Annotated in this window: 18 protein-coding genes and 2 pseudogenes; 5 read left to right on the top strand and 15 right to left on the bottom strand. The window is 32.7% G+C overall.

Annotation, left to right across the window (positions count from 1 at the left end; genetic code table 11):
- Positions 1 to 80: 80 nt before the first annotated feature.
- Positions 81 to 2,681, bottom strand: coding sequence for a bifunctional acetaldehyde-CoA/alcohol dehydrogenase (adhE, locus tag BM319_RS06955; protein ID WP_091022001.1), 2,601 nt, complete (start codon positions 2,679 to 2,681; stop codon positions 81 to 83).
- Between the two features lie 639 nt (positions 2,682 to 3,320).
- Here adhE and BM319_RS06950 point away from each other — a divergent pair.
- Positions 3,321 to 3,932, top strand: a complete 612-nt coding sequence (locus BM319_RS06950) for a YitT family protein (RefSeq protein ID WP_084007048.1) — start codon at positions 3,321 to 3,323, stop codon at positions 3,930 to 3,932.
- Here the strand turns inward: BM319_RS06950 and BM319_RS25305 are convergent.
- Positions 3,929 to 4,066 (bottom strand): annotated as a pseudogene (locus BM319_RS25305) (YodN-related protein); the annotation flags it as partial. The gene BM319_RS06950 and the pseudogene BM319_RS25305 overlap by 4 nt on opposite strands.
- 116 nt (positions 4,067 to 4,182) lie before the next feature.
- Positions 4,183 to 4,381, bottom strand: a pseudogene (locus BM319_RS25300) (YodN-related protein); the annotation flags it as partial.
- A gap of 201 nt (positions 4,382 to 4,582) precedes the next feature.
- On the opposite strand from BM319_RS25300, the gene BM319_RS06940 reads away from it, so the two are divergent.
- The gene (locus BM319_RS06940; RefSeq protein WP_069035480.1) at positions 4,583 to 5,008 is read left to right on the top strand and encodes a MarR family winged helix-turn-helix transcriptional regulator; all 426 of its coding nucleotides are present in this window, start codon (positions 4,583 to 4,585) and stop codon (positions 5,006 to 5,008) included.
- Between the two features lie 41 nt (positions 5,009 to 5,049).
- Here BM319_RS06940 and BM319_RS06935 read toward each other — a convergent pair whose 3' ends face one another.
- The 5 genes from BM319_RS06935 to BM319_RS06915 form a co-directional block, all read right to left on the bottom strand.
- Entirely contained in the window at positions 5,050 to 6,096 is a 1,047-nt protein-coding gene (locus BM319_RS06935) for a polyamine ABC transporter substrate-binding protein (RefSeq protein ID WP_091021999.1), read from the bottom strand.
- 120 nt (positions 6,097 to 6,216) lie between these two features.
- A complete protein-coding gene (locus tag BM319_RS06930; RefSeq protein WP_069035478.1) occupies positions 6,217 to 7,023 on the bottom strand; it encodes an ABC transporter permease in 807 nt (268 codons plus the stop codon).
- On the bottom strand, positions 7,024 to 7,875 hold the full coding sequence (locus BM319_RS06925) for an ABC transporter permease (RefSeq protein ID WP_069035477.1): 852 nt from the start codon (positions 7,873 to 7,875) through the stop codon (positions 7,024 to 7,026).
- On the bottom strand, positions 7,872 to 8,846 hold the full coding sequence (locus BM319_RS06920) for an ABC transporter ATP-binding protein (RefSeq protein ID WP_069035476.1): 975 nt from the start codon (positions 8,844 to 8,846) through the stop codon (positions 7,872 to 7,874). The genes BM319_RS06925 and BM319_RS06920 overlap by 4 nt, the downstream gene beginning before the upstream one ends.
- Positions 8,847 to 8,962: 116 nt before the next feature.
- Positions 8,963 to 10,357 carry an aldehyde dehydrogenase gene (locus BM319_RS06915; RefSeq protein WP_069035475.1) on the bottom strand — a complete coding sequence of 465 codons (1,395 nt, stop codon included), beginning with the start codon at positions 10,355 to 10,357 and terminating at the stop codon, positions 8,963 to 8,965.
- Positions 10,358 to 10,679: 322 nt separating this feature from the next.
- Between BM319_RS06915 and BM319_RS06910 the strand changes: the two genes are divergently transcribed.
- Together BM319_RS06910 and BM319_RS06905 are read left to right on the top strand one after the other, a co-directional pair.
- Positions 10,680 to 11,300, top strand: a complete 621-nt coding sequence (locus BM319_RS06910) for a DUF47 domain-containing protein (protein ID WP_069035474.1) — start codon at positions 10,680 to 10,682, stop codon at positions 11,298 to 11,300.
- An 11-nt stretch (positions 11,301 to 11,311) separates the two neighbouring features.
- Positions 11,312 to 12,322, top strand: a complete 1,011-nt coding sequence (locus BM319_RS06905; RefSeq protein ID WP_069035473.1) for an inorganic phosphate transporter — start codon at positions 11,312 to 11,314, stop codon at positions 12,320 to 12,322.
- Between the two features lie 44 nt (positions 12,323 to 12,366).
- On the opposite strand, the gene BM319_RS06900 is transcribed toward BM319_RS06905, so the two are convergent.
- Both BM319_RS06900 and BM319_RS06895 read right to left on the bottom strand, forming a co-directional pair.
- Positions 12,367 to 13,572 carry a D-alanyl-D-alanine carboxypeptidase family protein gene (locus BM319_RS06900; RefSeq protein WP_091021995.1) on the bottom strand — a complete coding sequence of 402 codons (1,206 nt, stop codon included), beginning with the start codon at positions 13,570 to 13,572 and terminating at the stop codon, positions 12,367 to 12,369.
- Positions 13,573 to 13,859: 287 nt separating this feature from the next.
- Positions 13,860 to 14,531: a DNA alkylation repair protein gene (locus BM319_RS06895; protein ID WP_091021993.1), complete on the bottom strand. Its 672-nt coding sequence runs from the start codon at positions 14,529 to 14,531 to the stop codon at positions 13,860 to 13,862.
- 187 nt (positions 14,532 to 14,718) lie between these two features.
- On the opposite strand from BM319_RS06895, the gene BM319_RS06890 reads away from it, so the two are divergent.
- Complete coding sequence (locus BM319_RS06890; RefSeq protein ID WP_069035470.1) at positions 14,719 to 15,930, top strand: MFS transporter; 1,212 nt, start codon at positions 14,719 to 14,721, stop codon at positions 15,928 to 15,930.
- A 217-nt stretch (positions 15,931 to 16,147) separates the two neighbouring features.
- On the opposite strand, the gene katG is transcribed toward BM319_RS06890, so the two are convergent.
- From katG to qoxA, 5 genes are all read right to left on the bottom strand, one after another.
- On the bottom strand, positions 16,148 to 18,331 hold the full coding sequence (gene katG / locus BM319_RS06885) for a catalase/peroxidase HPI (protein ID WP_091021991.1): 2,184 nt from the start codon (positions 18,329 to 18,331) through the stop codon (positions 16,148 to 16,150).
- A gap of 960 nt (positions 18,332 to 19,291) precedes the next feature.
- The gene (gene qoxD / locus BM319_RS06875; protein ID WP_069035468.1) at positions 19,292 to 19,573 is read right to left on the bottom strand and encodes a cytochrome aa3 quinol oxidase subunit IV; all 282 of its coding nucleotides are present in this window, start codon (positions 19,571 to 19,573) and stop codon (positions 19,292 to 19,294) included.
- Positions 19,570 to 20,169 carry a cytochrome c oxidase subunit 3 gene (locus tag BM319_RS06870; RefSeq protein ID WP_056474257.1) on the bottom strand — a complete coding sequence of 200 codons (600 nt, stop codon included), beginning with the start codon at positions 20,167 to 20,169 and terminating at the stop codon, positions 19,570 to 19,572. The genes qoxD and BM319_RS06870 overlap by 4 nt, the downstream gene beginning before the upstream one ends.
- On the bottom strand, positions 20,138 to 22,102 hold the full coding sequence (gene qoxB / locus BM319_RS06865) for a cytochrome aa3 quinol oxidase subunit I (RefSeq protein ID WP_069035467.1): 1,965 nt from the start codon (positions 22,100 to 22,102) through the stop codon (positions 20,138 to 20,140). Before qoxB ends, BM319_RS06870 begins: the two co-directional genes overlap by 32 nt.
- Positions 22,102 to 23,001: a cytochrome aa3 quinol oxidase subunit II gene (gene qoxA / locus BM319_RS06860; protein ID WP_069035466.1), complete on the bottom strand. Its 900-nt coding sequence runs from the start codon at positions 22,999 to 23,001 to the stop codon at positions 22,102 to 22,104. Before qoxA ends, qoxB begins: the two co-directional genes overlap by 1 nt.
- Between the last annotated feature and the right edge of the window lie 503 nt (positions 23,002 to 23,504).

Raw genomic sequence — 23,504 nt, 5'->3', positions numbered from 1 at the left:
TCAATATGACTATTATATCAAAATATAATTCGTCAAAAAAGAAGCACCTATATAGGTGCTCCTTAATGTAAAATTTATTATCATCCTTTGAATGCATTCAAATAAACTTCTTCTAATTCTTTTACTAGAGGTAGTTTTGGATTTGCAGTAGTACATTGATCTTCGAAAGCACGATCAGCTAAATATGAAACTTTTTCTAAAAATTCTTTTTCGGTAACTCCTTGTGCTTCGATACTCATATTTATATTTAATTCCTTAGATAACTTAATAACTGCTGTAATTAAATTTTCAACCCCTTCTTCAGTATTTGCAGCTGGAAGGCCTAGGAAACGAGCTATTTCAGCATATCGTTCATCTGCAATGAAATGCTTATATTTAGGAAATGCTGTAAACTTCGTTGGTTTTTTGGCATTATATCTTATGACATGCGGCATTAAAATTGCATTTGCTCTGCCATGTGTGATATGGAATTCCGCTCCAATTTTATGCGCTAAACTGTGATTAATTCCTAAGAACGCATTTGCAAATGCCATACCTGCTATTGCTGAAGCATTATGCATTTTTTCGCGCGCTTCAAAATCGTTTCCATCTTTGTATGCTCTAGGTAAATATTTAAACACTAATTTTATAGCTTGTAATGCTAATCCGTCTGTATAATCATTCGCTAGGACACTTACATAAGCCTCGATTGCATGAGTTAATACATCCATCCCAGTATCTGCTGTAATGCTTTTAGGAACAGTTGATACGAACTGAGGGTCAATAATTGCAACATCAGGCGTTAATTCATAATCAGCTAAAGGATATTTAATATTGTTAGCTTTATCAGTAATTACAGCAAATGGTGTAACCTCTGAACCAGTACCAGAAGTAGTTGGTATTGCGACAAACTGAGCTTTACGTCCTAATTTAGGGTATTTATAAGCTCTTTTTCGAATATCTAAGAATTTTTGTTTAGGCCCGTCTAAAGTGGTTTCTGGGTATTCAAAAAACATCCACATACCCTTGGCTGCATCCATTGCTGATCCACCGCCAAAAGCGATAATCGTATCCGGCTCAAATGATTTCATTCTATCTGCACCCTTTATTACAGTAACATCTGAAGGATCTGGTTCTACATCTGAAAAAATTTCAATTTGTATATTTTCTTGTCTTTTCTCTAGATAATATTTAATTATGTCAACATAACCTAATTTAACCATTGCTTCGTCTGTTACAATAAATGCTTTTTTAATATTAGGCATTTTTTCTAAATACTGAGTTGAATATTTTTCAAAATAAATTTTTGGTGGCAGTTTGACCCATTGCATATTCATATTTCTTCTTCCTAATTTTTTAATATTTAATAAGTGTACAGTTGTTACATTAGACGATACAGAGTTTTTACCATGTGATCCACAGCCTAATGTAAGAGAAGGAATAAATGCGTTATATAAATCCCCAATTCCTCCATGTGCTGAAGGAGCATTTGCAATAACACGACATGCTTTCATTCTTAGTCCAAATTCTTTTTGAATTTCTTCATTATTACTATGAATAACTGCAGAATGGCCTAATCCTCCTAGCTCTAACATTTCTTCACAACGTTTAAACCCTTCTTCTTTTCCATTTACTTTAATAGCAGCTAAAACTGGACTTAATTTTTCTCTTGTTAAAGGTTCATTTGCACCAACGCTTTGACATTCAACGATAAGAATTTTTGTATCTACTGGTACATTTACACCGGCTAACGCTGCAATTTCATATGCTGATTTACCAACAATATCACCATTTACAGCACATGTAGCTTCATTTATGACAAGCTTTTCTAATTTCTTTTTATCTTCTTTTGTAGCATAATAACAATTATTTGCTTTTAACTCTGCTTTTACTACTTCATAAACTTCTTTATCTACAATAACTGCTTGTTCAGAAGCACAAATCATTCCATTATCGAATGTTTTTGAAAGAATAAGATCATTCACTGCACACTTAATTTCAGCAGATTTCTCGATATAACATGGTACATTTCCAGGTCCAACCCCTAAAGCAGGTTTACCTGTACTATAGGCCGATTTAACCATTCCAGCACCACCTGTAGCTAAAACAAGTGCTACTCCCTCATGATTCATTAAACACTTTGTTGCTTCTATTGAAGGGACTTCAATCCATTGTACACAGTTTTCAGGTGCTCCAGCTTTTATTGCCGCATCACGAACGATTCTGGCTGCTTCTCTACTACATTTTTGTGCGGAAGGATGAAAAGCGAAAATTATTGGATTTCTTGTTTTAATCGCAATGATTGCTTTAAATAATGTTGTTGATGTAGGATTAGTTGTTGGAGTGACACCTGCAATTACCCCAACAGGTTCAGCAATTTCTGTTATTCCAGTTTGTATATCTTCACTAATAATCCCAACCGTTTTATTATCTTTGATTGAATTCCATATATATTCTGTAGCAAATATATTTTTAATAATTTTATCCTCATAGATCCCACGACCTGTTTCCTCAACTGCCATTTTTGCGAGTGGCATATGTTGTTCTAAACCTGCTAGAACCATCGAATGTACAATTTTATTGATTTGATCTTGATTAAAATTTTCAAAATCTTTTAATGCTTTTTGTCCTTTTACGACTAAGTCATTTACCATTTTAGAAGCGTTACTAGTTTCATTTACAATTTTTTCTTGAACAGCCATTTGGCTCTCCTCCTCTAATGTTGGAAATTAATCATCCTATTTAAGGTTTCATTAAGTCCCATTTAATCATTTATGCTTGTGAAATATTTCACAATATTACTTACAAATATAATATATATCCTTTTTATTGAAATTGCTATGTCTAATTTGTGAAATATTTCACATTTTTTTCAACAAAACATGTTCCTCTTCTACTGATTCCTTTTCTTACTTCTAACTTTTTGTAGATTTTTGTTAATTCTTTTCTTTTTTCAAATATTTTCGCATATGATAAAATTAAGAATAAGTTCTAAAGTGAACTTATTTTTCACCTGTTAGATTTTTCTAACAAAACTGGTAAAAAGGACGTGTAACCATGATTGCTCGAAGGAGCATTTGGCAACGTAAAGACTTATCCTACACTTAGCAGTTTTAATTTAGAGAACCAAAAGAACTCTAAAATAAAACTGAAGGTAGGCGAAACTATGGTTGACAGGCGATTATGTTATTTCTTCAATGATATATAGCTATGTAGTTAGAAAGCAAAAAAACTAACTACGAGCTCTATATGTACGTAGTTAGTTTATAAGCTGTATTTTTAACTACTAACTACGAAAAGAGGAAATAACAATGAGTAACAATCGTTTGGGTGAGACCTTAATGATTTTAATTGGTTCATTTATTTTAGCCACTACACTGTATCATTTTCATTATCAAAATAATTTAGCTGAAGGTGGATTTATTGGGATTGCTTTATTAGTAAAGAACGCAATAAATATATCACCTTCAATTACAACTTTGCTTCTCGATATTCCTATTATCTTGATCGCTGGTTTGTATTTAGGTAGAAAATTATTAATCAATACTACGATCGGAGCCATCTCGTTTTCTGTTTTTTATTCTATAATAGAAAAAACATCTTCTAATTTTACTTTTAACTTTGGAAATCATCTTTGGATACCCGCTATCTTAGGAGGAATTTTCGCTGGACTTGGTTTAGGGTTAATTCTAAGAAGTGGTGGTGCAACTGGTGGAGATGATTTAATAACGATTATAATGAGCAAAAAATCAAAAATATCGATCGGTAAAGTATATTTTATTTTTGATGCTGTAATTCTTCTTTGTTCACTATCCTACCTGTCATGGAATGAAGTAGGATATACAATTCTTTCTGTGGCAATCTGTGCGAAAGTAACAGAATTGGTCTATGAAAGTAAATTTCAAAAAAAATCTGTTACAATTAAAACTAATGAAAAAAGATTACATGCTTAATGCATGTAATCTTTTTTTGATTCAGAAAAATCGGTGAGCTCATTTAGAACATTTTCTGCAGCTAAATCGTAAAGACAATCTTTGAAAAGTATTGCCAGTCTTCGATAATCATTATATTTATCTAATAGCTCGTCCACAGATGAAGCTTCACCCGTAAATGATTTCTTTACTTCTTCTTGCTTTTTAGCAAACTTAATTGTAAATGTACCTAGTTTTTCAAACATAGAACCGTAGAATTCATCAAAGTTCGATACGCTTACTAATTCTTCTTCTTCAGCATCAACTTGAAGACCATCAAATTCTCGTAAGAGTTCGTATATAATGCTACTGTACTCATCATTTAAATAAATACTTTTTTCGATCCTGTACCCGATCACTCGATAGAAATGACCATCGTTCTTTACAAATTGAACAGTATCATTTATTTTAAACTTAAAATACTTAAACATTGAACTTCACCCCTACCAATGTCTCTTTTATCATACTATTTACAAAACACTATAGATACTATACAGCCAAAACTTGTCAAATTTAAAAATCTTGCCTAAATTCCTTGCATTCTTGAAAATGACATAGAAAATTGGTAACCTATACGTACAATACCCACTTTATCTCAACTTCAAAATATAATTTAGGAGGTGGATCTTGCCTTGTTAACCGAAAACGACAAACTTCTTCTAGATGATTTAACAAGTTTAATGATTCGAGTTCGAAAAAACTGGCAAAAAACTGATGAAGAAGTAAAAAACTCCTTAACTCCACCAAAATATTTGCTTTTATATTTAATATATAAAAATCAAAAAATTACTGCTTCTGAACTTGGAAGACAGATTGGTTTATCTTCAGGCTCTATTACAACCGCTGTCAATAAATTAGTTAATAATCAATTAATTTCTCGAAAAAGGGATAGCCGTGATCGCAGAGTTACATGGCTTGAATTAACTGATGAAGGAAAACAGTTGATTGAAGAAAACTTCAATTTCCGTCAAGAATTGTGGTTAACATTATTCGAAAATCTTTCACATAGTGAAAGAGATCAATTTCGATTTTTATTAAACAAATTAATCTCAAACTAAAAAGGTTATCTCGTAGGAGACAACCTTTTTATTTTTGATTATTATTTGCCAGTTTTCAATTCTGTCCAATACTTATCATATAATTCTGTTTGGTCCCCAACGTCTTTAATCCAGTTGGTTGCATCAGTTTGTTGTTTTGTTACATTTATATACGGATTTTGTTTATACTCCGCCGAATGATACGGTCCTGATTTACTATTTGGATCAGCATAGCCAATCGCCTCATAATTTTGTGCACTTACTTTTGGGTCATATAGATAGTTAATAAACTTTTCAGCAAGATCTTTTTGTTTTGCATCTTTTGGTATCGCTAAAGTATCTGCCCATCTTGATGATCCTTCTTTTGGTACAACCCATTTAATATCTTTAAGTTCTTTTTGAATATAAGCAGCATCTCCAGACCATACTTGACCAATCCATGCATCTTCGGTAATAAACTTTTGTTTTACCGTATCTGTGTCGAATGCTAATAAGTTAGGTGTTAATGTTTTTAAATTACTATAAGCTTTTAACAATTCGTCTTCATTTGTTGAACTATTTGAATAGCCATTTTTGATTAATCCCATTCCAAATACTTCTCTATTGTCGTCAAGTAATGTTACATGACCTTTGTATTTTGGATTCCACAGATCATTCCAGCTATCTATATTTTCTTTTACATATTTTGGATTATATGCAATCCCCGTTAATCCCCCAGTATAGACTACTGAATAGTCACCTTTTGGATCAAACTCTTGATTTGTATATTCTGGAGAAATATTATTTAAATTTGGCATCTTACTTTTATCCAATTTAGCCAACATATTTTGATGAATCATAAGTTTAACCATATAATCTGATGGCTGGATTACATCATAATTCGAACCGCCAGCTTTTAGTTTTGCATACAACTCTTCATTACTTGCAAAAACTTGATAATTAATTTTAACATCATATTTCTTTTCAAATGACTCTAAAACTTTCTCGTCAAAATTATCTGCCCAGCTATAAATATTTAATTCTTTTTTTCCAACTGAACAGGCAGATAAAAGTAAACTTACTAAGCCTAAAGAAACCATTATTGCAGCAGTTTTTCTAAATATACTCATAATGCCTACTGACTACCTCCTTAAATTTGGCACATAAAACCAATATGCCTTAATTGAATTATAATCCAGAAGATTCGTTTTTAAGTGAAACTAAACTATTATAAGGTCACTAAAAGCACTTTAAACGATATAGGATTTTTTCTCTGATTCTTCTTGATTGTTAATACCTTTTGTACGATAAACTTCAGAAATTACCATTAAGAAAATAATTGTAACAATTAAAATCGTCGAAATTGCATTTATTTCAGGAGTTACACCTTTTTTTACCATTCCATATATATAAATTGGCAATGTTGTTGAACCTGGTCCTGAAACAAAAAAGCTTATGACAAAATCATCAATACTTAATGTAAAACATAATAGTGCTGAAGCAATAATTCCAGGCATAAGCGCTGGTAAAGTTACAAATCTAAATGTCTGCCATGGTGTAGCGCCTAGATCACTTGCAGCATCTTCTAAATCAGATGACATTCCTGAAAGTCGAGCTGCTAAAAGTATAATGACATATGAAATACAAAAAGTGACATGGGCAATAATAATTGTAAAACTACCTAATTCAATATGAAAATTAGTAAATAATATTAGTAATGAAAGTCCCATTAAAATATCTGGAACGACAATGGGTAAGTAAACTAGCCCACTTATAAGATTTGAAAATTTATATTTATGCTTATGTAAGGCTAGTGCACAAATAGTACCAAGAATTGTTGAAAGGATTGTCGTTACAATTGCAATAAATAAACTATTCATAAAGGCATCAATAACTTGCGGGTTATGAAATAAATTTAAATACCAATCGAACGTAAATCCAGTCCAGTGTGCATTAATCTTTGATTTATTAAATGAAAATAGTATTAATATCAAGATTGGTAAATATAAACAAATCAAGACAATTGTTGAAAATCCAATAAGTATAGGTTTTTTCATTTATTTTTCACCTCTACTTTTATCAGCACCAATATTTTTTGTAGCTAAATAGTAAAGTCCTATTAAACCGATTGAAGTAATGACTAAGAATATTGAAAGTGCGGAACCAAATGGCCAGTTTCTTGCTGCTAAAAATTGATTTTGAATGACATTTCCGATTAAAGCAACTTTTGAACCGCCCATAACATCAGAAACGACAAACATTCCAAATGAAGCAACAAAAACCAAAATACTACCTGCAAAGATCCCCTTCATCGTTAATGGAAGAGTTACATATAGAAAGGTTTGAAATGGAGTAGCTCCTAAATCGTTAGCAGCGTCCAATTTTCGATTATCTAATTGTTCAATGGCAACAAAGATCGGTAACACCATGAATGGTAATAATGTATAGACCATTCCCATTATGACCGATGGAGTATTATAAAGTAGTTGTAATGGTTCTTTTATAATCCCTAGTTGGATTAATAATGTGTTAATAATTCCTTTTGAACGAAGAATAACAATTAATGCATATGATCTGACTAAGAAATTTATCCAAAAAGGGATTGTGATTAGTAAAAGTAAAATCCTCTGCCATTTTTCATTTACAACTGTAGCTGTATATGCATAAGGATATCCAATCAAAAGAGTAATTATTGTAGTTACTAATGCAATCCAAAAAGTTGTCCATAAAACTTTCAAATAAAGTGGGTCAAAAACTTTTACAATATTTTCTAATGTAAACGTTTTTTCAATTTCTCCGTACATTCCGTTTTTCATAAATGCAAAACCAAAAATTAATAATAAAGGTACTAGAAAAAAAACTAATAGCCAGATAATCGTAGGTGCAATTATGTACTTTTCATTTCTCAATACATAATCACCTCATCTTCTGACTTCCAACTAATCTCAACTTTATCATTTCTATTAAAGCTTGTTTGGTCTGGCATTTGATAGACAATAATCTTTTGTTCATGTTTATGTAAATCTATAAAAATCTTATTTAGAGTACCAACAAATTCAACATCTCTTATGATGCCTGAATAAGGATTACTTTCATTTGTAGAATGAGAAACTTTTATATTTTCTGGTCTTACTGCAATTTCTTTTACACCTTTATCAAAGAAATTATTTTCACCAATAAATGTAGCAACAAATTTGCTTGCCGGATTTTGATAAATTTCTTTCGGTGTTCCGATTTGTTCGATTTTCCCATTATTCATCACGACGATTCGATCACTCATGCTCATCGCTTCTTCTTGATCATGGGTTACATAAATAAATGTAATGCCTAATTCGCGTTGAAGATTTTTAAGTTCTCTTTGTAAATCTTTACGTAGCTTAAAATCAAGTGCTCCTAATGGTTCATCTAATAATAAGACTTTTGGATTGTTCACTATTGCACGAGCGATTGCAACCCTTTGCTGTTGACCACCAGATAATTGACTAGGTTTACGATTTCTAAATTCAGTTAATTGGGTTAATCTCATTGCTTCGTCAGCACGAACCTTTTGCTCTTCTAACGAAATACCTTTCATTTTCAATCCAAACTGTATATTTCTTTCAACATTCATATGAGGAAATAATGCATAGTGTTGGAACACTAAGTTCATATCCCTTTTATATGGCGGCAAACTATTAATTGCCTCTCCATTTAGTTTGATTACACCTGAAGATGGTTCTTCAAAACCAGCAATCATTCTTAAAAGTGTCGTTTTCCCACAACCACTTGGTCCTAAAATTGTTAGGAATTCTCCAGAATAAATTTCTAATGAAAGTGGAGAGATCACATTATTTTCACTAAAATTTTTCTCGACTTGTTCAATTTCAATTATATTTTTCATTTTCCCGTCCCATCTATATTAATATTTTTATTATTATGTAAAAATGAATAATTTATTTTCAACATATAAAAAGCCCCTTTTGTCAAGGAGCTAAGAAACTAAGTTACAATTAACCTTTATTTTAACAATTTACGAATAAACCGTAAAGCGTTTTTTGTAGTATGATATCTAATTTTCAAGTCAATTTTAGTAGTTTGTAAAAGGACACTTTTTTCATGTGTAAAAGCAGCAAAACTGTACTCCCCATGATAATTTCCTGAACCACTTTCTCCTACCCCACCGAAAGGTAAATGTGGATTTGCCATATGATAAAGCGTATCGTTTACACATCCACCACCAAATGGAACTCTCTCAATTACCTTATTAGCTAACTGTTTACTTTCTGTAAAAACGTATAGTGCTAATGGCTTAGGGTGTTGATTAATTTCATTTATTACTTCATCTATATTTTCATAGGTAAGAATTGGTAAAATTGGACCGAATATTTCTTCAGACATAATTGGTGAATCCCAAGATAGATTAGAAATTAAAGTTGGTTCGATTTTATAAGAAGATTGATCGAACTCCCCTCCATGTAGGATTTCACCATTATTCAAAAAGCCCACCAAACGATTAAAATGGCGTTCACTTATAATCTTTGTATAATCATTATTTAGTAAAGGTTTATTACTATAAAATTGAACAATTTCATTCTTTAATGCATCAATAAAAACCTTTTTTACTGATTTATGGACATAAATATAATCTGGAGCAATACAAGTCTGTCCTGCATTCGTAAATTTCCCCCAAACAATTCTTTTCGCGGCTAGTTGTATATTCGAATCGCTATGTACAATTGTTGGGCTTTTCCCACCTAATTCAAGTATTAATGGCGTTAAATTTTTACTTGCTGCTTCCATCACAATTTTTCCAACTTGAACACTGCCAGTAAAAAAGATAAAATCAAATTTTTGTTGTAATAATATTGTGCTTTCTTCTATTCCACCATCAACTACAGCGATATATTCTTTATCAAAATTTTCTTTAATTATTTTATTAATAATGATCGATGTATTTGGTGTTAATTCCGATGGTTTAATAATAGCAGTATTTCCCCCAATTATTGCACCAATTAATGGAGCCATTGTTAATTGAAAAGGATAATTCCAAGGGGAGATAATTAATGTTACTCCATACGGTTCTCTGTAAATATATCCTTTTGTACCAATATGCGTAATCGGAGTTTTTACTTTTTTAGGCTTCATCCATTTTTTAATCTGTTTAATTGCTTCCGATATTTCTTTTAATGTAAATCCTATTTCAGTCATATAGGCTTCAAAATCTGACTTATTTAAATCCTTTTTTAAGGCTATTTTTATTTCATCCTCATTTTCTACTATTGATTTATATAATTTTTTTAATTGTTCAATTCGAAAATTTGAAGTTTTAGTTGAACCAGTCTGAAAAAATGCTTTTTGCATAGCTACTAATTGTGTAATTTCAGATGCTTTATATGTACTTTCCAGAATCATCACACCCTTTTTAGTCCAATAGTTTAAACGTATAATCTAATGCTAAATTAAAATCTCACATAAAGTCAACAATTCTGTGAATACTATCAATAATATTAACTAGTGTAGAAATCGAAATATTAACTTTGTTAAGGGAATGTAAAGATATTGTAAATTTGTAAATTAATTATATGTTTTTAATTGATTAATTTCAAAAACCAATTATTATTATTAACGTGGCCTTTACTTTTTTCGACATTTTTACATAGTTTCTGACATTTTAAAATTAACTGACAAATGTGAAGGTGATAATAAATTATATGTTTTAGTTGGAGGAATCATAATGTTTTTTGGACAAAAAAAGGATGTATTCTTTGAAAAGCTTTTAGGTATCGCTGAGAACTTGCACGTATCATCAAATTATTACGTTGATTTTAAAATAAAAAATGCAAGCGACTTAAAGAAGTTTCAAGAAGAAATGAAAGAATATGAAACAAAAGGTGATAAGTTTATTCACTCTTTAATCGTTGAATTAAACAAAACTTTTATTACTCCAATTGAGCGAGAAGATATTTTACAACTTGCAATGAAAATGGATGATGTATTAGATGGATTTGAACATTGTTCAGCACGATTTGAAATGTATTCAATTACATCTGCTGATGAATATATGGTTAAATTCGTTGATATTCTTCAAAAAGCTGTTGAAGAAATTTTACTTGCAGTTAAATTACTTTCAAATAAAAAATTATTAGAGATCCGTGTTCATGCAATTAAAATTAAGGATTATGAGTCTCAGTGTGATGAGCTTTTACGTACATCAATTAAGCAATTATTTATGAATGAGAAAGATCCAATTAAAATTATTCAGTATAAAGAAATCTACGAAAATCTAGAATCTGTAGCTGATAGTGCGCAGGATGTAGCAAACACACTTGAGCAAATTATCATGCGAAATGCGTAAGGAGTCATAAAATGGAGCATTTATTTTTACTTACGATTTTAATCGTGATTTTTGCATTTTTGTTTGATTTTATTAATGGATTTCATGATACTGCAAATGCAATTGCAACGTCAGTTTCAACAAAAGCATTGAAACCACGTACAGCTATTTTAATAGCAGCTCTAATGAATTTCATTGGTGCGATTACATTTACAGGTGTTGCAAAAACGATTACAACTGGTATCGTTGATCCGATTACGATTGAAGGTTCAAATGGACTAGTTGTCGTAATTGCAGCTTTATTAGGCGGTATATTTTGGAACTTATTAACTTGGTATTTTGGAATTCCAAGTAGTTCTTCACATGCAATCATTGGTGCAATAGCTGGTGCTGCTGTCTCTGCAAAAGGATTTGACGTTTTAGAGGCGGAAGGTTTTATTAAAATTATCGAAGCTTTATTAATTTCCCCTGTTATTGCAATTACACTTGGTTTTATCGTTATGACAATTTTAGCAACTATTTTCCGACGTTCTAACCTTTCTAAAACTAATAAAGGCTTTAGATTAGTCCAAATTTTCACTGCTTCTTTACAGTCATTTACTCACGGTACAAATGATGCACAAAAAGCAATGGGAATTATCATGATCGCTTTAATTGCCGCTAAAATTGAACCAGCTGGTGCAGATGTTCCTTTATGGGTACGTATCGGTTGTGCTATGGCAATGGCTATTGGTACATCAGTTGGTGGTTGGAAAATTATTAAAACTGTTGGTGGAAAAATCATGAAAATTCGCCCGATTAATGGTGCAGCAGCTGACTTATCATCAGCAGCGATTATTTTCACATTTACTGCTTTACACTTACCAGTAAGTACAACTCACGTAATTTCTTCTTCTATTATGGGGGTAGGTTCTGCCCAACGTGTTAAAGATGTAAACTGGGGTACTGCTCAACGTATGGTAATAACATGGATTATTACAATCCCAATTTCAGCAACAGTAGCTGCAATTTTCTATCAAATTTTAAAACTAATCTTACTTTAATGAATAAAAGGCGAAACGTAAACAATACGATTCGCCTTTTTAATTTACATATATTCTCTTTTCCTTTTTGGTTTTGTAATAAAAAATATTAACAGCAAAAGTAAAATTACCGATCCTGCAATGATAAATGTACTCATAGAAAGGATGGTCGGTCGGTCATATGATTTAGCAGCTAATAACTCAGTACTGAAAAGTTCCTCGTTTTTGGTCCATACTTCAACTCTACCAAGTTTTTGATTTTTAGAAATTCCATTTTCCTTGTATGACTTATCTATTGCACTTAAAGGTTTTATTTTTATATCGTAATTTGTATTCGTGCCTAGTGCAGTTAAAAAAGATAAATCATTTGGTATTTTTGTTTGAATTAGATCATTTCTAATTTTTAATTCTCTCTGCCAATCACTTTGTTTTATAAGAGTTTTATTATGGATTCTTGAAAATGCATAGGAATCTAATAACTTAATATCTTGTAGATACTGTGGTTTTGATGAGCGTAATAAAATATTAATAATCATTTGGCCATCTTTTTTATCTATTTCAATTAAAGTATTCCTAGCAGAATCAGTATATCCTGTTTTCCCCGCATAAAAGTAAGGATTTTTAAACATTTTTCCACGATTAAAAATATATACATTCTTTTGCTTAGATGTACTAATACGAGCATCTTTTGTACCCATTGCTTTAATAATTAATGGGTATTTTAAAGCTTCCTTTGTAATTAAAGCTAAGTCATGTGCAGTTGTATAATGATTTACATTGTGAAGGCCATTGGGATTCATGAAGTTTGTGTGATTTGCACCAATCATTTTAGCTTTTTCATTCATCATTTTTACAAAGTTGTCCATATTTCCGCCAACTCTTTCACCAATAGCATATGCTAAATCATTGGCACTTAAAATCATCATTGTTTTTAATGCTGTATTTCGATCTAAAACCTCTCCTTCAGAAAAAAGAATTTGGGAATTACTTTTTTCTTCTTGGATACTTCTTTTTGTCATTTGAATTTTATCATTCTCTTTTAAATGATCCATCATCACCATTGCGGTCATTATTTTCGTTGTGCTAGCTGGGAAATCTACTTTATTTGCGTTCTTACTATAAATTACTTCGCCACTATCAGCCAATATTGAAATTGCCTTATCACTAAATAGGTTTATTTCGTCTGCGTGTACAGTTTTTTGAATAAAGAAGGTACTAATTAAGCTAAAACAAAGACAAAATTTTATAATATTATTAAAAGTAGATTTCATAAACACTAAATCTCCTTTGAACTTTTTTCATTTAGTTATTTCGTACAAGTCACATCACTCAAATTTAAATATAATTCGACTAGATAAAAGAGGAGTGTTTTAAAGCAACAATACAGTGTGTAAACAAATAATAAAAAATTTGATTCCAGACTGATTGCAAGCGTTTGGTGGGCAGTCTGGATGGTTTTAAAAAACAATAATGCACCTATTATAACCTTTTCATACTAATGTCTCAACTTACTTAAATTAGTAAAATATATCGGTTATTTCCCGGAAAATCGACATATTTAACACTTCAATTTATCAATATATTTTAATCCTTCCCTTTTGCTTAAAGGTGACAAATTAGTTTGATTGATAAATAATTCAACCTCTTTAGGATTGATATAGGAATACTCTCTCAACGCCCAGCCTATTGCTTTTTGAATGAAAAATTCTTTGCTTTCTTTGAGTAGATGACAATAATGAAATAAACGCTCCTGATCGGTTTTTTCCTTAAATTTCATTTGATATAATAACGCGACTCTATTCAGCCACATATTTTCCGAAGAGATCCACTTATTAGCGTACTCATCAATTAATGCAGGATAGATTAAAAAGTGATAACTAATTAATCGCCCAGCAATTGTATCAACAGTATCCCACCAAGACTTTTCGACTATTAGTTGTTCATATAATTTAATTCGTTCGGGCTCTGCTTTTTTATACTGCCGATCTAAATATGTTAATGCAATATATTGAAATTCTCTTTCCTCTAAGCTCCAAATATCGATTATTGATTCTAAATTCGGTGGTTCACCATTACTCTTTTGATACTGTCTCAAAAGTGCATTTCGTTCTGGTGCTTTAATTCCTAAAAATGTAAATCTATTTTTCATATAAGCTTCCATTGCAGGTCGATTATTATTATTTTTATGTTCTTTAAAAAATCTCATTAACTCAGTTGAATACTTGTCCATTCTACACTCCCTACTGAATAATCCATTATCATTTTAAAAAATTCATAGCTACTTATTAAATGCAATTTTAACCATTTCTTATATTATAAATGAGCATAAAGTTTATTGAAATGTGTATGAAGCAAAATTGTGTAAATTTTCCGAAGATTGGTTTATGATAGATAAGTCAATTAGAAAGGAGGCTATTATGCAACCAGCAGTTAATTCAAAGGTTATTAATCAGTCAACAATGTATCAAATTTTATTTGCAATCAGTTTAGGCCATTTATTAAATGATTCTATGCAAGCAGTTGTACCAGCCATATTTCCAATTTTAGAAAAGACGATGAATTTAACTTATACAGAAATTGGATTCATAGCCTTTGCGCTAAATATGACTTCCTCTGTAATGCAACCCGTTTTTGGGATTTTTTCTGACAAAAAGCCTTCACCATTTCTCCTACCGATTGGTATGGCATCCAGTCTACTCGGAATGCTTTGCTTAGCATTTGCACCTAATTTAATTATTGTATTATTATCAGTTCTATTAATTGGTATAGGTTCTGCCATCTTCCACCCAGAGGGCTCAAAAGTAGCCTTTTTAGCGTCAGGTTCAAAAAGAGGACTCTCGCAAGCGATTTACCAGGTAGGCGGAAATACAGGGAACTCACTGGCGCCAATCTTTACAGCACTAATTTTCGTACCATTAGGACAAAAAGGTGCTGCATGGTTTACGATTCTAGCTGCCATTGGGATTTGTGTCTTAATTTACGTATCCACATGGTATCGAAATAAACTGAAAGAAAACCCTTTTAAATTAAAAAGTAAAGCTCAGTCTTCAAGTGAAAATATCAAAATTACATCAGCTGTAAAATTCGCTATTATACTACTAGTATTTATTACATTTGCACGTTCGTGGTACTCAGCAGGCATAGGTAATTATTATCAGTTTTACTTAATTAAAAGTTATGGCTTATCAATTAAAAGCACACAATTATATTTATTTATCTTTATGATTGCAGGCGTAATAGGTACTTTCATAGGTGGAACGTTAGCTGATCGTTTCGGTAAACGGAATATGATTTTATTTTCATTAGTTGGTACATTCCCATTAGCCTTACTTTTACCTCATATCTCTTTGCTAGCAGTTATTCCAATATTATTTTTAATTGGGATCATTAGTTCAAGTTCTTTTAGTGTAATTGTTGTTTACGCTCAAGAACTCGTCCCTGGAAAAGTTGGTTTAGTAAGTGGATTAATAGTTGGTTTAGCATTTGGAATGGGTGCTTTAGGAGCAGTATTATTAGGTGTAATTGCCGATGCAACTAGCTTAAATTTTGTAATGAATTTATGTAGCTTCTTACCACTATTAGGTTTAGTAGCTTTTATGCTGCCAAATGATCGAAAAAAATCAGCTTAAGTAGGAGAGTATTTTCCAAAAAGCTCCTTTAAACTGATTTTAATTTACACTCCAAAAGGCTGTCTATATGACCGCCTTTTGTTTGTAGACAATATACAAAAACTTAAGTTTAGATTGATCCATACAATCTGCTTGGGCATACCGAAAAAATCCTCCCTGATTGATCAGGAAGGATTTTTATTTACCTCATACTATTTCATATAGATTGTATATTTCCTCAACCGAGGTCGTAGCGGTCTGCATTCATGACCTTAACCCATGCAGCTATAAAGTCACGCACAAACTTCTCTTTGTTATCATCTTGAGCATACACTTCTACTATTGCTCGTAACACTGAATTTGAACCAAACACTAAATCAACACTAGTAGCTGTACGTACTTTCTCACCCGTCTTGCGATCACGTCCTTCAAATACGTCTCCGTCTACTGGTGTCCACGCAATTCCCATGTCTAGCAAGTTTACAAAGAAATCATTAGTAAGTGTACCGACTTGTTCAGTAAATACTCCGTGTTGAGTGCCATCATAGTTTGTACCTAGTACGCGCATACCGCCTATAAGTGCAGTCATTTCTGGAGCAGTTAGGCCTAACAATTGTGCTTTATCTACTAATAGCTCTGCTGAATTTACACTATATTGTTTCTTTTGATAGTTACGGAATCCATCAGCAATCGGCTCTAGCACTGCAAAGCTTTCTAAATCTGTTTGCTCTTGTGTTGCATCGCCACGTCCTGGAGTAAAAGGAACTTTTACATCAAAACCTGCATCTTGTGCAGCTTTTTCTACTGCAGCACTACCACCAAGTACAATTAAGTCGGCCATGCTGACTTTCTTATGCAAGTGGTTTTGAACGCTCTCTAATACATTAAGTACTTTTGAAAGTTGGTCAGGCTGATTTACTTCCCAATCCTTCTGCGGAGATAGTCGAATTCGAGCTCCATTCGCACCGCCACGCATATCTGAGCCACGGAATGTACTTGCTGAGGCCCAAGCAGTATTTACTAACTCGCTAATTGTAAGTTCTGTATCTAGAATCATTAATTTGATTTTTTCAACTTCTGCATCAGTTATTTCATATTCTGAGGCAGGTATAGGATCTTGCCAAATTAAAACTTCTTCTGGGACTTCTGGACCTAAATATCTTGAACGAGGCCCCATATCTCTGTGCGTTAGTTTAAACCACGCACGTGCAAAAGCATCAGCAAAATCTTCTGGATTTTCATGGAAACGACGCGATATCTTTTCGTATTCAGGATCAAAACGCAAAGCCATGTCAGCTGTAGTCATCATTGTTGGAACACGAACGCTTGGATCTTCAGCATCAGGAGCAAGATCCTTCTCCTCAGGATTTACAGCTAGCCACTGAAACGCACCAGCTGGGCTCTTTGTAAGCCACCATTGATATTTAAACAATAGATCAAAGTAACCATTGTCCCACTTTGTTGGGTTTGCAGTCCAGGCACCTTCAATACCACTAGTAATCGTGTCACGACCTTTACCAGAGCCATGAGTGCTTAGCCATCCTAGCCCTTGGGAATGAACCGGAGCTGCTTCTGGTTCTGGACCAACATGAGCAGCATCTCCTGCGCCGTGAGCTTTACCAAAAGTATGTCCCCCAGCGATTAGTGCAACTGTTTCTTCATCATTCATTCCCATTCGGGCAAATGTTTCACGAATGTCACGACCACTAGCAATAGGATCCGGTTTACCGTTTGGTCCTTCTGGGTTAACATAGATCAGACCCATCTGAACAGCAGCTAGTGGATTCTCTAGCTCACGGTCACCCGTATATCGTTTATCCCCAAGCCATTCGGTCTCAGTACCCCAGTATACGTCTTCCTCAGGATGCCAAACGTCTTCGCGTCCTCCACCAAATCCAAATGTTTTTCCGCCCATTGATTCAATAGCAACATTGCCTGTTAGTATAAATAAATCAGCCCAAGAAATCTTGTTACCATACTTTTGCTTAATCGGCCAAAGCAGTCGACGGGCTTTATCGAGATTCCCGTTGTCAGGCCAACTATTAAGTGGAGCAAAACGCTGTGTACCAGTTCCTGCCCCACCACGGCCATCCCCTGTACGATATGTACCTGCTGAGTGCCAAGCCATACGTATAAAGAATGGACCATAATGTCCATAATCAGCAGGCCACCAATCTTGACTGTTTGTCATTAGATTATGAAGATCCTGTTTAAGCGCTTGATAGTCTAACTTTTTAAATGCTTCTGCATAATTAAATTCTTCATCCATAGGGTTAGATTTTCTGTCATTCTGATGTAGAATGTTCAAATTTAACTGGTTTGGCCACCAGTCTTTATTTACTGTACCAGCCGATTTCGGAGTAGTAGTGCTACCATGATTAAACGGGCACTTTGCAATGTTAGAATTGTCATTCATTTCCATACTTTTTTCCTCCTTAAAAGTAAATAAATACCCAAATAATTATGTATCTTGTATTACCTATCAAACAAGATATGATTAATTATTATGCAATTATTATATTAAACTATTACATATAATAATAGAAATAACGCTTACAAATAAGATATTATTCACAACATTGTGAACAATTGATGACATTAACTTTTCTTGCGGAATACTTTGTCCTGTTCAAACCTTATCCCCATTGTTTTAATGTAATTGTTCATAAGTATAAACTCGAATATTTTTTATTACTTACTTCTACATTTAATACAAGACGACCTGCTATTAAATTTATTTACCTCTTTTTTATTTTTATATTAAACAATTTTGCTTTAAGTTTTGTAAGAAAATCAAAATTTACCTTTAAAAAAACGAAAAAAAAGCTCTTCGAATGTCGAAGAGCTTTTCAGTGTTGTTCAGATACAAAACGGTCTATAGGGAAATCAAAATTTAGTGAAATATTATTTATATTCGATTTCAATTTTTTAACATTTAAAATGTTAAAGTATTTAACTATTATAATTAACCAACAAACTATGGTTATTGCTTTTTCGGAAATTTAAAATGTTTAGAGCAAAGTTTAGATATATGTTTTAAATGATTAGTTTATAAGTTGATTTTCAATCATTATTAACTTACAAGCTGATAAAAATTCTGTTAGATTACACTATGTAAAGGCTATTTGATCAGGTTTATATCGTAAACTTTTTTTGATGAATTAGTTGATTGGAATGGAGGGATGCTCGACTCCTATGGGATATGCGGGAAGGCTGAGACCCCGCAGGCTGGCCGAGGAGACTCAGGTCTCGCCCCATGGAAAGCGAGCATCCTGTAATGGAAATCAACAACTCTACTCCTTTACAAAAGTTTGATAATTAATTGACAAGATTGTTTTTTAACAGCTAAAAAGCTCTTCGAATGTCGAAGAGCTTTTAACTATTACATACCCCAAATTAATGTCCAAAGAGTACCGAAAACAATTGCTACTGCAATAAATACTGCGTAGCCTAAATTGATATATAATACTCCTTTATTTTCATTTTCATTCATATGCATGAAAACAATTAACTGAAGACCACCTTGTAATAATGCAGTTACAATTAAAATAATAAATGATACATTAAACGGTAAATTTAAATAGTAAACACTTAAAGCTATGATTGTTAGAACAAGTGATTGGATGAAGCCAACCACTTGATGCTTAGGGAATAATGCGCTCATCCAATCAGTCCTTTCACGTAAACAAAACTAAAGATAAAGATCCATACTACGTCTAAGAAGTGCCAGTATAATGAATAAATAAATGTTTTGTTTGCTGTAGTTTCTGTAATTCCCTCACGAGAAACTTGAATTAAGATTGCAATACCCCATAACATACCGAATGATACGTGGGCACCGTGAGTACCTAATAATACGAATAATGCTGATAATGCACCACTACTTTGGATTGTTGCGCCTTCATGAACGTAAGTAAAGAACTCTGTAATCTCTACTCCTAAGAAGACTGCTCCTAAAGCTAGTGTTAAAACAAGGAAGCTTATAAAAGCTTTTTTGTGATTTAATTTTATTGCGTTCACAACTAAACCAATCGTAAAACTACTTGTTAATAGGGCAAATGTTTCTATCATTACACCTTTCATTTCAAATAATTCTTTTTGAGTAGGTGCTGAACCAGTGTTATTCGCTAAAGTGAAGTAAACTGCGAACAATGTTCCGAATAAGGCAATCTCAGCTCCTAAAAATATCCAGAAGCCAAGAATCTTATTAGAACTTTCTTCACCTAGACTATACAGAGGCCTGCTGCTCATAATGATCACCTCGTAATTTTTTCTCTGTTTCAATAATCTCTTCTTTATGAATATGGAAGCCATGATCGCGTTGGAAAGAACGTGCAATTAAGCAAAGTGCGATTGGCACTGCAAATACAATCATTGGAACCCACCATTCAAATATTAAGAAGAAACCAAATGCCATAAATGCTGCACCTAAAATGAATGGTATACCGCTATTACTTGGCATATGAATATCTGTAATTTCACCTTCAAGTAATGATTTACCTTCTTTTTTAGCTTTCCAGAATGGATCTAAAGAATCAACTTTTGGAATTACTGCGAAATTATAAGGAGCAATTGGACTGCTTGTAGCCCACTCTAATGTTCTTGCATTCCATGGATCACCAGTTGTTTCTCTTGGTGCGTAACGTACACTGTAATAAATATTGTAAACAAGTAAACAGAATCCGATTGCTAACCCTACAGCACCAATTGTAGCAATCATATTTAATGGTCCAAAACCTGACTCAGCACTATAAGTATAAGTACGACGAGTCATACCTTTTAATCCTAATAAGAATAATGGGAAGAATGTTACGTTAAAGCTAACGATAATTGTCCAGAACGTAATCTTACCAATTTTTTCATCTAATTTGAAACCAAATACTTTAGGGAACCAGTAGTAAAATCCTGCGATTACCGCAAATACAGTACCTGGGATTAATACATAATGGAAGTGAGCAACTAAGAACATCGTATTATGATATTGGTAGTCAGCACTTGCCATTGCTAGCATTACACCTGTAACCCCACCGATTGTAAAAATCGGAATAAACGCTAGTGAGTACAGCATTGGAACGGTAAATTCGATCTTACCTTTTCTTAATGTAAACAACCAGTTAAATATTTTAACACCGGTTGGTATACTAATTGCCATTGTTGTAATACTAAAGAAGCCATTTACAACAGAACCTTGACCCATCGTATAGAAATGGTGAACCCACACAAGGAAACTTAAAGCAGAGATGGCAATCATACTGACAACCATGCTCTTATATCCGTATAAATTCTTCCTTGAGAAAGTAGCGATAATTTCACTATATATACCGAATGCCGGAAGAATAACGATGTAAACTTCAGGATGTCCCCAAATCCAGAATAAGTTCGCCCAAAGCATGTCATTACCATGTGCCATCGTAAAGAATTGAGTACCAAACTCACGATCAAACATCATTAATGCTAAAGCTACTGTTAATACTGGGAATGCGAATACGATAATAACGTTTGTAATTAAAATACTCCAAGTAAACATTGGTAATTTCATTAATTTCAAGCCTGGAGCACGCATTTTTAAAATTGTAACGATAAAGTTAATACCAGTCATTAAAGTACCTAGACCAGCAATTTGAAGCGAAATTGCGTAATAGTTATTCCCAACTCCTGGGCTGAATTCCTTACTAGCTAGTGGGAAGTAAGCTGTCCAACCAGCATCAGGTGATCCACCGATAACAAAGCTTAAGTTTAAAAGCATTGCACCAGCAAAGAATAACCAGAAACTTACTGCATTTAAGTAAGGGAAAGCTACGTCACGAGCTCCGATTTGTAAAGGAATAACGATGTTCATTAACCCAATAATGAAAGGCATCGCCATGAACAGAATCATAATTAAGCCGTGTGTTGTAAAAATTTCATTATAATGTTGTGCATCTAATATTTTTAAATCTGGTCCTGCTAACTGTGCTCTCATTAATAACGCATCTACTCCACCACGGAATAGCATTAATAATGCACACAGAATATACATTACACCGATACGTTTATGGTCAACAGTAGTTAACCATTCTTTCCATAAATAACCCCATTTTTTAAATTTGGTTAAACCAATTACAATAGCAAGAGATACAACAACGATACTCACCATTGCGCCATAGATCATTGGTTCACCTGTTACAAAAAAGTGATCCCATTTATAACCCATTATTTCATCCCCTCCATATTATCCATGTCATGGTGATCAGATGAATCCTTCATAGAACCATGTTGATGCCCTGCATTTTTACCTTCTGGAGCTGGTCTAAATTCTAAATGAGTCGAAGAATATGTCTTTCTACCTAAATGCTCAATTTTTAGTAATTTATTGAACTCTTTTTCTGTTAAAGCAGGAGCTGTTTCTTTAACGTCCTTAACCCAGCCGTTAAAATCCTTATTATTCATTGCTAGTACTTCAAATTCCATTCCAGCAAAGCCTTTACCATTGAAGTTACTGTTCTTACCTATATAAGAACCTTCATTTGAAGCAACAAAGTTTAATTTAGTTACCATGTCACTCATTGCATATTTTTGTCCACCTAATTGAGGAATCCAAAAACTTGTAATCGGACCAAATGAATAAAGTCGGAATTCAACATTTCTATTCGTTGGAATATTTACATAGTTAACTGTTTCAATTCCTTGTTCAGGATAAGAGAAATGCCATTTCCAGTTTGAAGAACTTGCATAAATAACAAGTGGCTTATCATTTTCATGTCCTTTTGGTACACTTTCAACTGCATTTGTTGTTTTAACAGTTACAACTGATAAAACTGCAACAATAATGATTGGGATGACAGTCCAAATAATTTCAAGTGTTTTACTTCCCTCTTCATGAGGAGGTTCGTAATCTTTTGGAAGTTTACTAGCACGATATTTATATAGAATAACAATATAAAGAATGTAAACTACTAGTAAAACTCCTAACATCATCAACATCGAGAAGATAATCGTATCTGCTTGCGTTTTAGCGACAGGACCCTTTGGATTAAGAACTGCAATCTTATCACAAGCACCCATTACTAATGCAACCAGCATGATCATCATGCCCATTAGAAATTTTTTCATTTCGCTCTTCCTTCCTATAACGTAAGTAAAAGTTCAAAATAGTTTTTTTGAATTATTTCTTAGATAAGTATTTTTATAAATTGTCACCAAAATGACAAACAATGTCCACAGTTATAGTAAGATACTTTAATTAAAAAAACAAACAATTAATTACCATTTTGAAAGGAAAAAAAGAGTGTTCACATTTTAGACATATTTGAAAATATGCTTTTTTCAAAAAAACCTATATATATCAATGGTTCAATCCAATTGCTCACTTATTCACAACGTTCACATTTTAGACAAATATTAGATTTTGATTAACTTTTTGTTCACATTTCCAAACTTACATATTAGTAAATTAGTATAATAATTTTTATAGAATTTTACGAAATAATCTGTATTTTCACACAAAAAAAATAACGCAGAATAATCTGCGTCAAAAAACAGGGTTATTAATTTGGTGAAGAGAAAAACTATTGTCCTAGCGCGTTCTTCTCTTCTTTAGGGTTTTTGGGGGTTCT

It is taken from the genome of Bacillus sp. UNCCL81 (genome assembly GCF_900112535.1).
Lineage (GTDB): Bacteria > Bacillota > Bacilli > Bacillales > Bacillaceae_G > Gottfriedia > Gottfriedia luciferensis_B.
This window is presented reverse-complemented; position numbering and strand designations above follow the sequence as displayed.

Bases quoted from the DNA above. Each gene is read 5' to 3' on its own strand.
- adhE (WP_091022001.1), bottom strand. From the start codon at position 2,681: ATGGCTGTTCAAGAAAAAATTGTAAATGAAACTAGTAACGCTTCTAAA.
- BM319_RS06950 (WP_084007048.1), top strand. From the start codon at position 3,321: ATGATTTTAATTGGTTCATTTATTTTAGCCACTACACTGTATCATTTT.
- BM319_RS06935 (WP_091021999.1), bottom strand. From the start codon at position 6,096: ATGAGTATATTTAGAAAAACTGCTGCAATAATGGTTTCTTTAGGCTTA.
- BM319_RS06930 (WP_069035478.1), bottom strand. From the start codon at position 7,023: ATGAAAAAACCTATACTTATTGGATTTTCAACAATTGTCTTGATTTGT.
- BM319_RS06920 (WP_069035476.1), bottom strand. From the start codon at position 8,846: ATGAAAAATATAATTGAAATTGAACAAGTCGAGAAAAATTTTAGTGAA.
- BM319_RS06915 (WP_069035475.1), bottom strand. From the start codon at position 10,357: ATGATTCTGGAAAGTACATATAAAGCATCTGAAATTACACAATTAGTA.
- BM319_RS06910 (WP_069035474.1), top strand. From the start codon at position 10,680: ATGTTTTTTGGACAAAAAAAGGATGTATTCTTTGAAAAGCTTTTAGGT.
- BM319_RS06905 (WP_069035473.1), top strand. From the start codon at position 11,312: ATGGAGCATTTATTTTTACTTACGATTTTAATCGTGATTTTTGCATTT.
- BM319_RS06900 (WP_091021995.1), bottom strand. From the start codon at position 13,572: ATGAAATCTACTTTTAATAATATTATAAAATTTTGTCTTTGTTTTAGC.
- BM319_RS06895 (WP_091021993.1), bottom strand. From the start codon at position 14,531: ATGGACAAGTATTCAACTGAGTTAATGAGATTTTTTAAAGAACATAAA.
- BM319_RS06890 (WP_069035470.1), top strand. From the start codon at position 14,719: ATGCAACCAGCAGTTAATTCAAAGGTTATTAATCAGTCAACAATGTAT.
- katG (WP_091021991.1), bottom strand. From the start codon at position 18,331: ATGGAAATGAATGACAATTCTAACATTGCAAAGTGCCCGTTTAATCAT.
- qoxD (WP_069035468.1), bottom strand. From the start codon at position 19,573: ATGAGCGCATTATTCCCTAAGCATCAAGTGGTTGGCTTCATCCAATCA.
- qoxB (WP_069035467.1), bottom strand. From the start codon at position 22,102: ATGGGTTATAAATGGGATCACTTTTTTGTAACAGGTGAACCAATGATC.
- qoxA (WP_069035466.1), bottom strand. From the start codon at position 23,001: ATGAAAAAATTTCTAATGGGCATGATGATCATGCTGGTTGCATTAGTA.